Origin of the sequence: Shewanella xiamenensis (genome assembly GCF_014647135.1) — a bacterium.
Taxonomy (GTDB): domain Bacteria; phylum Pseudomonadota; class Gammaproteobacteria; order Enterobacterales; family Shewanellaceae; genus Shewanella; species Shewanella xiamenensis.
In genome coordinates this window covers 1-13,376 of the sequence record NZ_BMOP01000024.1, presented here as the reverse complement: position 1 = coordinate 13,376, position 13,376 = coordinate 1, and the positions used below count along the sequence as shown (strand labels likewise).

Below are 13,376 nucleotides of genomic sequence, written 5' to 3'. Positions count from 1 at the left end.
CATTTAATAACCGATTTTCCAGTAGGAGAGGATCAGGTGGCAATACATCAACGGGCAGGACAAACCGCGAGTCAGACGGATCTGGTGAATATTCCAAAGCTGATGAGCCATTATTACAGCATCAAACCCAATGTGGATGCTGCCGAGCAGCGTGTGACATTCGGGACCTCAGGCCATCGCGGAACTGCATTTCAAGGGAGCTTTAACCAAGACCATATTTGGGCGATTACCCAAGCCGTTGTCGATTATCGCCAATCGGTGAATATCGAAGGCCCGCTGTTTTTAGGTATCGATACCCACGCTTTATCTTATGCGGCTTACGTGTCGGCGATTGAAGTGTTAGCGGCCAATAAGGTGACTGTGCATATCCAGCAACATGATGGTTTTACGCCAACGCCTGTGGTGTCACATGCGATTATTTGTGCAAATCGCGAGGCGGCACTAAGTGGTGCCGCGTTAAGTGATGGTTTGATTATTACTCCATCCCACAATCCACCGCAGGATGGTGGGATTAAATACAATCCACCCCATGGTGGCCCTGCTGAAGGTAATATCACTGCGTGGATTGAGTCCCGCGCAAATGATTACCTGCGCGCAGCGCTCAAGGGCGTTAATAAGCTCGCTTATGCAGATGCATTGGCTTCGGGTTATGTGCATGCCATCGATTTGATCTCCCCATATGTCGCGGATTTAGTCAATGTGGTCGATATGCATGCTATCGCTAAGGCTAAACTTAAGCTGGGTGTCGATCCATTAGGCGGCTCCGGTATTCATTATTGGGCACCGATTGCCAAGCACTATGGCATTGATATCACTTTAGTTAACGATAAGGTCGATCCAAGCTTCAGCTTTATGTCATTGGATAAGGACGGCAAGATCCGCATGGATTGCTCTTCTCCCTATGCGATGGCAGGTTTACTGGCCCATAAAGAATCCTTCGATTTATGTGTGGGTAACGATCCTGACTACGATAGACACGGCATCGTGTGTCCGGGCACCGGGCTGATGGACCCCAACCACTATTTAGCAGTAGCGATTGATTATCTGCTAACCCACAGACCAGAGTGGAGCGATAGCTTAGCCATTGGTAAGACATTGGTATCGAGCGCGCTTATCGATAAAATCTGTGCCTTCCATGGCAAAAAATTGCTTGAAGTCCCCGTTGGCTTTAAGTGGTTTGTCGATGGATTAGCTGAGGCAACCATTGCCTTTGGCGGTGAGGAGAGTGCGGGCGCCGCGTTCCTGCGCCGTGATGGCACGACTTGGTGTACTGACAAGGACGGTTTTATTTTAGTGCTGCTCGCAGCCGAAATGCTTGCGGTCACAGGTAAAACGCCGGGGCAACGCCATCAAGAATTAGTGGCGCAATTTGGTCAAAGCTTCTACAAGCGTATCGACAGCCCAATTAGCCTTGAGAACAAAGCCAAATTTGCCAAGCTTAATGCCGAGACCTTAAACGCCACTATGCTGGCGGGTGAGAACATTGAGGCCGTATTGACCCATGCACCTGGTAATAATGCTTCAATTGGTGGCATTAAAGTGACCACGGCCAATGGTTGGTTCGCGGCGAGGCCGTCGGGCACTGAGGCGTTATTTAAGATTTACGGTGAGAGCTTTATCAGTGAGCAGCATCTTGCCGATATCATTAAGGACGCACAAGCCCTGATCGATAAGGCCCTCAGCGCCTGATTTAGCGTTTACGCATTCTTTTTACCGATAAAAAAACGCACTCATCGAAATCCAATGAGTGCGTTTTTATTTGCAGCGATTGTAAGGTCAAATTATTCAGGTTTGAGCTGAATCGCTAAGCTTAGTACTCGATATGGCAACTTGGTAAGTTATTCTTATCGATATAGTTTTGGTGATATTCCTCAGCCACATGGAATTGCTGTAACGGCACAATCTCAGTGACGATATGACGCAATCCCCAACGACCTGAACGGGCAAAGGCCAGTTTTGAGGCTTCTGCCGCCGCTTTTTGCTCACGATCATGGAAGAAAATGGTACTGCGGTATTGAGTACCAATATCGCCGCCCTGCATATTGAGCGTGGTCGGGTTGTGGTTTTTCCAAAACACATCCAGTAACTCGTCGTAGCTGACAATCGCAGGGTCAAATTCTACTTGTACGACTTCAGCATGGCCTGTCTTACCTTTTTTGACTTCCTCATAGGTGGTCGCTTCGTTATTGCCACCCATATAGCCGCAGGTCGCGTTGGTCACGCCGTTGACTTGTCTAAAGAAATACTCCACGCCCCAAAAACAGCCGGCACCGAAAGTTGCTAACGCCATGATAAATCCTGATAGAAGTCTAGATGGCTAAGGATTGTGATAAAACTCATCCCTAAAAGCAAGTGTGTCGACAAAATTAATCCAAATGCGGCTAAGATGCTGTTGTTTTGCCGCGAAATGCGCATGTTTGACCAGAATGACAGAGTAACGGCCCAAAAACTTGTGTTAGTATGGATGCGCTTTTTAAGGCGGGTAGCGATAAGTGCCATGAAACAGGCAGTTATTGCCATAACGACTCGCCTCTAACACGCTATTATAAGGAGAATTCTGTGTTACAAGCTCTGTTAGATTCGAAGGATTTTCTCGCGCTGACCCTCGCTAATCCTGAAACCCTCGGGGATGAGTTTAGTTTCGCCTTAGGGGAACATACTCGAGTCGAGGTGTGGGACACGGGCGTCATCGTCTTTGAGCCAGCACAAGCCCAAGGTAAGGATGTCATTCTCTCCTGCGGTGTCCACGGTAATGAAACCGCTCCCATCGAACTCTGCAATACCTTAATCAAACAGCTTCTCCAACAAAAAATCATCGCCAAACAACGCACGCTCTTTCTTATTGGTAACCCTTTAGCGATTAATAATGGCACTCGCATTATCGACGAGAACATGAATCGTCTGTTTAGTGGCGAGCATTCAAATCCACCGGGATTAGTCAATCCTGAGCGGGTGCGGGCAAAAAAATTAGAAGCCTATGTCAACCGCTTCTTTAAGGGCGCAGCCTCAGGGCGCCAGCGAATTCACTACGATTTACACACGGCGATGCGGGCGTCAAAACACGAAAAGTTTGCGATTTATCCCTATCGTCCCGGCCGTGCTTACAGCGCCGAGCAAATCATGTTTTTAGCGGCCAGTGGCGTCGATACTGTGTTATTTCACCATGAGCCGACAACCACCTTTAGCTATTTTTCCTCCGAGCAGTATGGCGCCGATGCCTTTACCATTGAATTAGGTAAGGTGTATCCCATGGGCCAAAACGATATGACGCGTTTTATTGCCGCCCAAGAGATGTTTATGCGCCTTATCACAGACAAACCCTTAGCGCTTGAGCCATTCTCAGCGGATAAGGTGAATCTGTATCAAGTGTGTCGGGTGATTAACAAACATTTTGATGATTTTGAATTTACCTTCGCGACCGATGTCGAAAACTTCCGAGCTTTCCCTAAAGGCTTTGTATTGGCCCGAGAGGGTGGGCAGGAAATTAAAGTCGAACAGGAATTTGAAGCGATTGTCTTCCCCAATGCCAAGGTGCCCATCGGCAATCGCACTGTGATTTGCCTGATCCCTTCAGTCGCGCCAGATGTTCGATAGTTTTGTAAAGCATTATATACATGCCCACAGGGGATTAGTTGTCGTTTGAACTGTGCCAACGGTTGATAGGTAGTTTACGTTAACGTAATGTTCATCCGGCATATTCGTATAAATTAGGCGCAGTGGTTCTTCTGCTGCGTAACGAGATAACAAGAGCACAATATGAGCAAAGCAACACTCAACACTGATACAGTGCACCGTGTCGGCTTCTTGGATAAGGCATCGCTTCACATTCCTATCCTTCGAATTCTACAAGCAGACGGCACTACCTATGAAACCGCGGTTTTGCCTGTAATAGATGAAGCCTTAGCCACCAAAATTTATGATACTTGCGTGTTCACGCGAGTACTCGATGAACGTATGCTTGGCGCACAGCGTCAGGGACGGATCAGCTTCTATATGACCTGCACCGGTGAAGAAGCAGCGATCGTCGGTAGCGTGGCCGCACTTGATCAAGAAGATGTGATCCTCGCGCAATACCGTGAACATGCTGCGCTACGTTATCGCGGCTTTACCACTGAACAGTTTATGAACCAAATGTTCAGCAATGAGAAGGACTTAGGTAAAGGTCGCCAGATGCCAATCCACTATGGCAGCGCGGCGTTAAACTACCAAACCATCTCATCGCCATTGGCCACGCAAATCCCGCAAGCGACAGGTGTCGGTTATAGCCTGAAAATGCAGGGCAAACGTAATGTTGCTGTCTGTTATTTCGGTGAAGGCGCTGCGTCTGAAGGTGACTTCCACGCCGGATTGAATATGGCGGCGGTGTTAAAATGCCCCGTGATTTTCTTCTGCCGTAACAATGGTTATGCCATTTCTACCCCAACGGAAGAGCAATTTGCCGGTAACGGCATTGCCAGTCGTGGCGTGGGTTACGGCATGCACACCATTCGCGTCGACGGTAACGATATGCTGGCGGTGTTAGCGGCGACACAACAGGCGCGTGCCTATGCGATTGAGCACAATGCCCCCGTGTTGATTGAAGCAATGACTTATCGTCTGGGCGCCCACTCATCTTCTGACGATCCTTCGGGTTATCGCTCAAAAGAAGAAGAGGCGAAATGGCAACAACACGATCCAGTCAAACGCTTTAAGTTGTGGCTGATTAATAAAGGCTGGTTAGCTGAGGCCGATGATACCCAGCGTTACGAAAAGTACCGTGAAGAAGTGTTAGCCGCCGTTAAAGTCGCGGAAAAATTACCTATCCCTATGCTGGATGAGATTATTGAAGACGTGTACGACAAGCCAACGCCTGCGCTTAAAAAGCAACTGAGCGATCTTAAAGAACACATCAAAAAATATCCGCAATCCTATCCCAAAAGTGCAGGGAGGCTATAAGCCGTGGCAGAAATGAATATGTTACAGGCCGTCAATGAGGCCTTGTCAATCGCCATGCAAGCTGATGAGCGCATGGTGGTGTTTGGTGAAGACGTTGGCCACTTTGGCGGCGTGTTTCGCGCAACTTCTGGTTTGCAGGAAAAGTTTGGTCGCAGCCGCTGCTTTAACACGCCACTGACTGAGCAAGGTATTGCGGGTTTTGCCAACGGGTTAGCCTCTAATGGTATGACTGCCGTAGCGGAAATCCAGTTTGCTGATTACATCTTTCCGGCGTTTGACCAGATCGTAAACGAGTCGGCTAAATTCCGTTACCGCAGCGGTAATGAGTTTAATGTGGGAAGCCTGGTGTTCCGCACACCCTATGGTGGCGGTATTGCGGGCGGCCATTATCATTCACAATCGCCAGAAGCCTATTTTACCCAAACCCCAGGCTTAAAAGTGGTTGTGCCGCGTAATCCTGCTCAAGCCAAAGGTTTATTATTAGCCTCTATTCGCGATAAAAACCCGGTGGTGTTCTTCGAGCCTAAGCGTTTATACCGTGCTTCTGTGGGGGAAGTCCCTGCGGGCGATTATGAAATCGAGCTGGGTAAAGCCGAAGTGGTGCGTGAAGGGAAAGACATCACGTTAGTGGCCTGGGGCGCACAGATGGAAATCATCGAAAAAGCGGCCGACATGGCGGCAAAAGAGGGGATTTCCTGCGAAATTATTGACCTGCGTACACTCGCGCCTTGGGATGTAGATACCGTTGCCGATTCTGTGAAGAAGACAGGCCGCTTACTGATCAACCATGAAGCACCATTAACGGGTGGTTTTGCGGGTGAAATTGCGGCCACCATTCAGCAGGAGTGTTTCTTGTATTTAGAATCACCCATCAGCCGTGTATGTGGTCTAGATACCCCATATCCACTGGTCCACGAAAAAGAATATATGCCCGATGCGCTCAAAACCTTTGAAGCCATTAAGGCATCAGTGAACTTCTAGGAGTCCGGTATGATTAAAGATTTTATTTTGCCGGACATTGGTGAAGGCGTTGTCGAGTGCGAACTCGTCGAGTGGTTGGTGCAAGAGGGCGACACGATTGTGGAAGATCAACCCATCGCCGATGTGATGACCGACAAAGCCTTAGTGCAAATTCCGGCGCCTTTTGCCGGAGTCGTGACTAAGTTGTATTACGCCAAAGGCGATATTGCTAAGGTGCATGCACCGCTGTATGCCGTGCAGGTTGAGTCTGACGAAGTTGCGCCTGCGTCTCAACCTGAAGTACACACAGCGACTCAAACATCCGTAAGCCAAGCCTGCGTGGCGGGTACCAGCGTCGAAGAGTTCCTGCTGCCCGATATTGGCGAAGGCATTGTTGAGTGTGAACTGGTCGAATGGCTAGTCCAAGAAGGCGATACAGTGGTTGAAGACCAACCCATCGCCGATGTGATGACTGATAAAGCCCTAGTGCAAATCCCCGCCATCAAAGCGGGCAAAATTGTCAAATTGCACTACCGTAAGGGCCAGTTAGCGAAAGTACATGCGCCACTATTTGCTATTGAGGTCGAAGGTAGCGTTAGTGCGCCGATCAGCCATGCTCAGGAAGCAAGCGCCGTCGTTGCAAATACCGCTCCAGCAGCTTGTTCGAGTGCAAGTGTGGTGCAAGAGTCTGCTCGCCAAGGTAAAGCCTTAGCCAGCCCAGCCGTTCGCCGTATGGCACGTGCCTTAGATATCGATTTAAGTCGCGTACCTGGTAGTGGCAAACATGGCCGTGTGTATAAGGAAGACATTACTCGCTTCCAAGCGCAGGGCGGCGCTGTGCCTGCCGTTGCGCCAGTGGCTGTAGCACCGACTCAATCAGGTGTGACTCAATCAACCGTCTCTAACGTCGTGGCAAGTTCTGCACGGGGTGACATTGTGGAGCCTATCCGTGGCGTGAAAGCCGTGATGGCCAAAATGATGGTCGAATCGGTATCAACCATTCCACACTTCACCTATTGCGAAGAGTTTGATTTGACAGACTTAGTCGCACTGCGTGAAAGCATGAAGGCCAAGTATTCCTCCGACGAAGTTAAGCTGACCATGATGCCATTCTTTATGAAGGCCATGTCATTAGCCTTAACGCAGTTCCCTGTGCTTAACAGCCAAGTGAATGCTGATTGTACGGAAATCACCTACAAGGCGCGTCATAACATTGGTATGGCAGTAGATTCGAAAGTGGGATTGTTAGTGCCCAATGTGAAGGATGTGCAAGATAAGAGTATTCTTGAGGTGGCTGCCGAGATCACCCGCTTAACCACTGCTGCGCGTAGCGGCCGTGTGGCACCAGCGGATCTTAAAGAAGGCACGATTTCGATTTCGAATATTGGTGCATTGGGTGGCACAGTCGCAACACCAATTATCAATAAGCCAGAGGTGGCGATTGTTGCGCTTGGTAAGTTGCAAACCTTGCCTCGCTTCAATGCGAAAGGTGAAGTCGAAGCGCGCCAGATCATGCAAGTGAGTTGGTCTGGCGATCACCGCGTTATCGATGGCGGCACCATTGCTCGTTTCTGTAACCTTTGGAAACAATACCTTGAGCAACCGCAGGATATGCTATTAGCCATGCGTTAGTCGGCTGTCAGCCAATACTTACAGCCAATCCGGCAAAAAAGGACGCAATTTAGCGTCCTTTTTTATTCGCAGGCCATAAATGGGTTAATCTTTTGAACCCAATTACGTATAATTCGCGAACGTTGTTATCCTGATGGATTTGTTATGAGCCCCAGCCCATTTGCCCCAACAATCGAAACTATTGATTATCCGTTTCCGCCTAAGCCAATTCCTCTGTCCGATGCCGAAAAGGCGGACTACAAGGCACGTATCAAGCAGCTGCTGATTGAAAAGGATGCGGTATTGGTTGCCCATTATTATACCGACCCTGAAATTCAAGCTCTGGCTGAAGAAACTGGTGGGTGTGTTTCAGACTCACTTGAAATGGCGCGCTTTGGCCGCGATCATCCCGCAAAGACGTTAATCGTCGCTGGGGTGAAGTTTATGGGTGAAACTGCCAAAATCTTAAGCCCAGAAAAAACCATTCTGATGCCGACTCTTGAAGCGACCTGTTCATTGGACTTAGGTTGCCCCATTGATAAATTTAGCGCCTTCTGTGATGCACACCCAGATCATACCGTGGTTGTTTACGCCAACACGTCTGCGGCGGTAAAAGCCCGTGCCGATTGGGTGGTGACCTCGAGTATTGCCCTTGAAATTGTTGAGCATTTAGACAGCGAAGGCAAAAAAATTATTTGGGGCCCAGACCGTCACTTAGGCAGCTATATTGCCAAACAAACGGGCGCCGAGATGCTGATGTGGCAGGGCGACTGTATCGTTCACGATGAGTTTAAAGCGAATGCCCTGCGTGATCTGAAAAGCGTTTATCCCGACGCAGCAATTTTGGTACACCCAGAATCACCCGCGAGTGTGGTGGCGATGGCGGATGCTGTCGGCTCCACCAGTCAGTTGATCAAAGCTGCGCAAACCATGCCTAACGAGCGTTTTATTGTCGCGACCGATCGCGGTATTTTTTACAAAATGCAACAAGCGGCGCCGGGTAAAACATTGATAGAAGCGCCTACTGGTGGTAACGGTGCCACCTGTAAGAGCTGCGCCCACTGTCCTTGGATGGCAATGAATGGCTTAAAAGCCATTGAAGCGTCATTAAGTGATAGCGACAAAACCACCCATGAGATCTTTGTCGATGAAGACTTGCGAGTGAAAGCGTTAATCCCGCTGACCCGTATGCTCGATTTCGCTAAAACGCTCAATATGAAAGTGAAAGGTAATGCCTAAGCGCTTTTAGTCGCACATCGAGTTTCAACATTAATATCCCCGCTTTGCGGGGATATTTTTTTAATTACAGTTGCCACACGGCAAATAACAAAAAGCCCTGCATTTGCAGGGCTTTAGCTAAATCGCTAATCGAGATTATTTAGCGTTCATTAACGCAACCGCGTTATCTAACATACGGTTACTGAAGCCCCATTCGTTATCGTACCAAGCCATTACTTTGACTAAACGGCCATTAACACGGGTTTGCGTCGCATCGAAGTTAGATGAAAACGCATTGTGGTTAAAGTCGATAGATACCAATGGCTCTTTGTTGACGGCCAACACTTCGCTCAGTGGTGCTACGCTTGCTGCACGCTCGATGATGGCGTTAACTTCTTCAACGGTTGTGTCACGTGATGCAATGAAAGATAAATCCACTAAAGACACGTTAACAGTCGGTACACGTACCGCTAAACCATCGAATTTACCTTGTAATTCAGGCACAACTAAACCTACTGCCGCGGCAGCGCCAGTTTTAGTTGGGATCATCGACAGTGCCGCTGCGCGAGCACGGCGTAAATCTGTGTGGTATACGTCAGATAAACGTTGGTCGTTGGTATACGCGTGGATGGTGGTCATCAGACCTGATTCGATACCAATTTCGTCATTTAACGGCTTAGCGAAAGGCGCTAAGCAGTTAGTGGTACATGACGCGTTAGAGATAACGGTCATATCCGCGGTCAACACATTGTTGTTCACACCGTAAACGACGGTTGCATCAACGTTTTTGCCTGGTGCAGAGATAATCACTTTCTTTGCGCCAGCGGCTAAATGCGGTTGAACAGAATCTTTAGAAGTGAAGATACCGGTACATTCAAATACCACGTCTACTTGTAGGTCGCCCCAAGGTAATTTGCCTGGATCGCGCTCTTGGAAAGTGAGGATCTTGTCACCGTTAACATAAATTGCTTCAGCATCATGCTCAACTTTGGCATTGAAACGACCATGTACAGAATCGTATTTTGTCAGGTGAGCGTTGATTGAAGCGTCGCCTAAATCGTTGATGGCAACAATTTTGATTGGGTAAGCTTTTTCGCTTTCGTACAGGGCGCGTAATACGTTTCTACCGATACGGCCGTAACCATTTATTGCAACACGGATAGTCATCTCATATCCCTCTGGTGATTATAAAATTCAACTGGTAGTAAAATTACCAAACTGACAGCTATCGTCAAGTTAATTCGGCTATTTTGCCGGGATTCGGTTAACAAATTAGGTGTTTTTTTTACATTGCTCGCGAAAACACCTTTTTTAGCACTGCATTTGGATAAAAAATTACAAGATGGCAAACATTTTGCCGACGTTACTCAAGGCCCAAGCCTTAAGGCGAGTTTGGCTTCTCTGGTTCGACGGGAGTTGCCGCTGGCGGTGTTACCTCTGTCCGAGGTGGAGCAAGCCAGAGCGCAACCGGACTAGTCGAATAGAGGCCATTTTCTAACGCATTGATCAAGTTCTGGGCGTATTCATCTAATTTTGTCGCCAGCGTTTTGTTGCCACCGATTAAGGCTAGCATCTTATCTTCAGAATACTTCTGCTGCGTAAGTAGTAAATTGGCTTTTGTCAGCATGTAAGTTTTTTCAAGCGCTTGGGTTTGGCGATAGGCTGCAGCGAGCCCAAGCAACCAATTTGGATCAAAGTCAGCGTATTGGATCTCTGCGAACACAGTAAGGTAGAGTTGTTGCGCTTTGATGGCATTACGGTTGCTGTAGTAGGTGGCTATTTGCGCTAAAAGAAATGGCTCAGTGACTTCGCCAGCATTTTCTTGCGCCAAGAGTCGGTTTAACGCATCCGTGTCACCAAAACGTGTCCATTGATAATAAGACATAAACGGGTCTTGGCGCTCGCGGGTTTCATCCTGCAACCGACTCAAATTTTGTGTACTTAGTCGAAAGGCTCTGGCTCTATCAGCTGTGCGGCTTGTGTGGATAATGTGCTGAACGCCCGAGGCCAATTCAATACATCGACTATAGTCCTCGAGGTAAGTTAACTGTTGATAGAGTTGCTTGCCTGTAGGATTTTTATTGTCCATTAGGTCGTATCGACTTTGGATCAACTTTGTTTTCTCTGCTAAACACCAGCCATCCTTATGCAAATCTGCACAAATTTCAGGATTATTTTTACAAATCGTTTCGATATTTCGGCCATTATCACAACCGAAAAGGCTTATCGCGAGGGTAAATGATGTAATTATTACTAGATTTTGTCTCAAAATACGCTCCAAAATGCAATTTTCTCTAATAAAATTACAGATTTACAGAAAATATCTTACTAGCAAGCTGGGTCAGTTTTCATTACAATGGCGCCGACCAAAACAGAGGGTTTTCCCTAAAACCTACATAAGATTATTGGTCTTTTCGTCATGTTACTCAAACCTTTCAATATATTTTATTGAAAAGTGAGATAAAGGATCTGTAAATGAGCGCTGATAAACACCTACAAAGTTGGCAAGAACGTTTTGAAATGGCAGAGGCAATGCAACCTTTGCTGGGCAAGTTATACCGTAACCAAGGCGTCGAAGTTGTGGTTTATGGTAAGCCATTACTCAATGCTTCTACTATTGAGATTATTAAAGCGCACCGTTTAGTTCGTCGTCATGTCGGTGAGAAATTACGTTTACGCGAGAGTTTCCCGTTTGTTCAAGCCTTAAGCAGACTCGCTGTTAAACAATGTAAAGTGGATATTGGTAAGCTTGCTGTCAAATACTGGGCTGAACATACCGATACCAACGAAATTGAAAGCTATATGGCACGCGAATTAGCGGCTGCGATTGATCATGCTGATGATATCGCTCCGCGTGATGTGGTGTTGTATGGTTTTGGTCGTATTGGCCGCTTATTAGCGCGCTTACTGATCGAACGTACTGGTCGCAGCAACAAGTTAAGACTGCGTGCAATCGTATTACGTGGTGGTAAGAAGGGCGATTTAGAAAAACGCGCAAGCTTACTGCGTCGTGACTCTGTTCATGGTCCATTTAACGGTTCTGTTGAAGTGGATGAAGAGAACAACGCTATCATCGCTAACGGTACTTATATCCAAGTGATTTACGCAAACTCACCAGATGAAGTGGATTACACTAAATACGGTATTACAGATGCCTTAGTGGTAGACAACACGGGTATTTGGAAAGACGAAGCAGGCCTTGGCTTACACTTGAAGAGCCCTGGTGCAAGCAAAGTGTTACTGACAGCACCAGCAAAAGGCGCCATCAAGAACATCGTTTACGGTGTGAACGAAGGCGATATTACGCCAGAAGACATCATTGTGTCTGCAGCGAGCTGCACCACTAACGCCATTACACCAGTACTGAAAGCGGTAAATGATAAGTACGGTATCGAGAATGGTCACGTTGAGACGATTCACTCATACACGAACGATCAAAACCTGATCGACAACTACCACAGTGCTGACCGTCGCGGTCGCAGTGCACCATTAAATATGGTGATCACTGAAACGGGCGCAGCGAAAGCCGTCGCTAAAGCTCTGCCAGTATTAGCGGGCAAACTGACTGGCAACGCGATTCGTGTGCCAACGCCAAACGTGTCTATGGCAATCATCAGCATGAACTTAAATGCTGAGACCAACAAAGACGAATTGAACGAATACCTAAAAGACACGGCGCTGCAATCACCCTTGCAGAACCAAATCGACTACACAGACTCAACTGAAATCGTATCAAGCGATTTAGTAGGTTCTCGCTACGCGGGTGTGGTTGATTCTCAAGCGACCATCGCCGAAGGTAAACGCGCCATTCTGTACGTATGGTATGACAACGAATTTGGTTACAGCTGCCAAGTAGTCGGTGTGATGCAAACGATGTTAGGCTTAACAACGCTGTCTCTGCCTGCTTAATTGCGACAGACAGAAGTACAACAGACAAAGCGCCTGAGAGGGCGCTTTTTTTATACTTCAATTATGTTGAATAACAATTTATCTGAACATTGTTATTGAGCAAATCCGTGAATTGTTGATTCTATCGGCAAGTTTATATCGCTATGGCTGAATATTGGGCAAACAGTGTGGTTAAGCGCAATATTTCAAATTTGTTGATTGACTCTGAAGGTTAAATCGGTAGAATGCCAATCCGCAGTCAGGGGAAAGCGTAGTAACGTTACTCTATGACATCGATGCGACATTAGCTCAGTTGGTAGAGCGATACCTTGCCAAGGTATAGGTCATCGGTTCGAACCCGATATGTCGCTCCAACTCTTTACGAGTTTGGAAATTTGGCGCGATGGCAGAATGGCTATGCTGCGGATTGCAAATCCGTCGATCTCGGTTCGACTCCGGGTCGCGCCTCCATAGATTAAAGTATTAATGATACGATTACTGTCGTTAATATAAAGAGTTTGCCCGAGTGGTGGAATCGGTAGACACAAGGGATTTAAAATCCCTCGCTGGTAACAGCGTGCCAGTTCAAGTCTGGCCTCGGGTACCATAACATAAAAAAGGCCTAACATTTGTTAGGCCTTTTTTATTTTTAGCCCAAAACCACCTACTTCAGTAGGTGGTTATCATCATTTGAGGCTTTGCCTGTATACCTACCCATGTTAAATGCATCTTTGATTTTTAGCGAAGTCAAAAGAGGCAAATAA

Annotated in this window: 10 protein-coding genes and 3 tRNA genes; 10 read left to right on the top strand and 3 right to left on the bottom strand. The window is 47.4% G+C overall.

Annotated elements, in window-relative coordinates:
• Window positions 1-36: 36 nt before the first annotated feature.
• On the top strand, window positions 37-1,689 hold the full coding sequence (pgm, locus tag IEY09_RS16470; RefSeq protein ID WP_188871925.1) for a phosphoglucomutase (alpha-D-glucose-1,6-bisphosphate-dependent): 1,653 nt from the start codon (window positions 37-39) through the stop codon (window positions 1,687-1,689).
• A gap of 121 nt (window positions 1,690-1,810) precedes the next feature.
• Here pgm and msrA read toward each other — a convergent pair whose 3' ends face one another.
• Window positions 1,811-2,290, bottom strand: coding sequence for a peptide-methionine (S)-S-oxide reductase MsrA (msrA, locus tag IEY09_RS16465; RefSeq protein ID WP_037418505.1), 480 nt, complete (start codon window positions 2,288-2,290; stop codon window positions 1,811-1,813).
• A 269-nt stretch (window positions 2,291-2,559) separates the two neighbouring features.
• Here msrA and astE point away from each other — a divergent pair, with 269 nt between their 5' ends.
• The 5 genes from astE (at window position 2,560) to nadA (ending at window position 8,745) form a co-directional block, all read left to right on the top strand.
• Window positions 2,560-3,594, top strand: coding sequence for a succinylglutamate desuccinylase (gene astE, locus IEY09_RS16460; protein ID WP_144346392.1), 1,035 nt, complete (start codon window positions 2,560-2,562; stop codon window positions 3,592-3,594).
• A 162-nt stretch (window positions 3,595-3,756) separates the two neighbouring features.
• On the top strand, window positions 3,757-4,935 hold the full coding sequence (locus IEY09_RS16455; protein WP_172587894.1) for a thiamine pyrophosphate-dependent dehydrogenase E1 component subunit alpha: 1,179 nt from the start codon (window positions 3,757-3,759) through the stop codon (window positions 4,933-4,935).
• Between the two features lie 3 nt (window positions 4,936-4,938).
• Window positions 4,939-5,916: an alpha-ketoacid dehydrogenase subunit beta gene (locus tag IEY09_RS16450; RefSeq protein WP_037418512.1), complete on the top strand. Its 978-nt coding sequence runs from the start codon at window positions 4,939-4,941 to the stop codon at window positions 5,914-5,916.
• 9 nt (window positions 5,917-5,925) lie between these two features.
• The gene (locus IEY09_RS16445) at window positions 5,926-7,527 is read left to right on the top strand and encodes a dihydrolipoyllysine-residue acetyltransferase (RefSeq protein WP_188871923.1); all 1,602 of its coding nucleotides are present in this window, start codon (window positions 5,926-5,928) and stop codon (window positions 7,525-7,527) included.
• Between the two features lie 144 nt (window positions 7,528-7,671).
• Window positions 7,672-8,745 carry a quinolinate synthase NadA gene (gene nadA / locus IEY09_RS16440; RefSeq protein ID WP_037418516.1) on the top strand — a complete coding sequence of 358 codons (1,074 nt, stop codon included), beginning with the start codon at window positions 7,672-7,674 and terminating at the stop codon, window positions 8,743-8,745.
• A 135-nt stretch (window positions 8,746-8,880) separates the two neighbouring features.
• Here the strand turns inward: nadA and gap are convergent, their stop codons facing one another.
• A complete protein-coding gene (gap, locus tag IEY09_RS16435; RefSeq protein ID WP_037418518.1) occupies window positions 8,881-9,891 on the bottom strand; it encodes a type I glyceraldehyde-3-phosphate dehydrogenase in 1,011 nt (336 codons plus the stop codon).
• Window positions 9,892-10,105: 214 nt separating this feature from the next.
• On the bottom strand, window positions 10,106-10,993 hold the full coding sequence (locus IEY09_RS16430) for a DUF2989 domain-containing protein (protein WP_037431478.1): 888 nt from the start codon (window positions 10,991-10,993) through the stop codon (window positions 10,106-10,108).
• Window positions 10,994-11,199: 206 nt separating this feature from the next.
• Here IEY09_RS16430 and IEY09_RS16425 point away from each other — a divergent pair, with 206 nt between their 5' ends.
• The 4 genes from IEY09_RS16425 to IEY09_RS16410 all read left to right on the top strand — a co-directional run bounded on the left by IEY09_RS16425 (window position 11,200) and on the right by IEY09_RS16410 (window position 13,219).
• Window positions 11,200-12,633, top strand: coding sequence for a glyceraldehyde-3-phosphate dehydrogenase (locus IEY09_RS16425; RefSeq protein ID WP_023267065.1), 1,434 nt, complete (start codon window positions 11,200-11,202; stop codon window positions 12,631-12,633).
• Between the two features lie 277 nt (window positions 12,634-12,910).
• Window positions 12,911-12,986: transfer RNA gene (locus IEY09_RS16420), tRNA-Gly, on the top strand.
• 23 nt (window positions 12,987-13,009) lie between these two features.
• Window positions 13,010-13,083: transfer RNA gene (locus tag IEY09_RS16415), tRNA-Cys, on the top strand.
• Window positions 13,084-13,132: 49 nt separating this feature from the next.
• Window positions 13,133-13,219 (top strand) — tRNA-Leu (locus IEY09_RS16410).
• The last annotated feature ends 157 nt before the right edge of the window (window positions 13,220-13,376 follow it).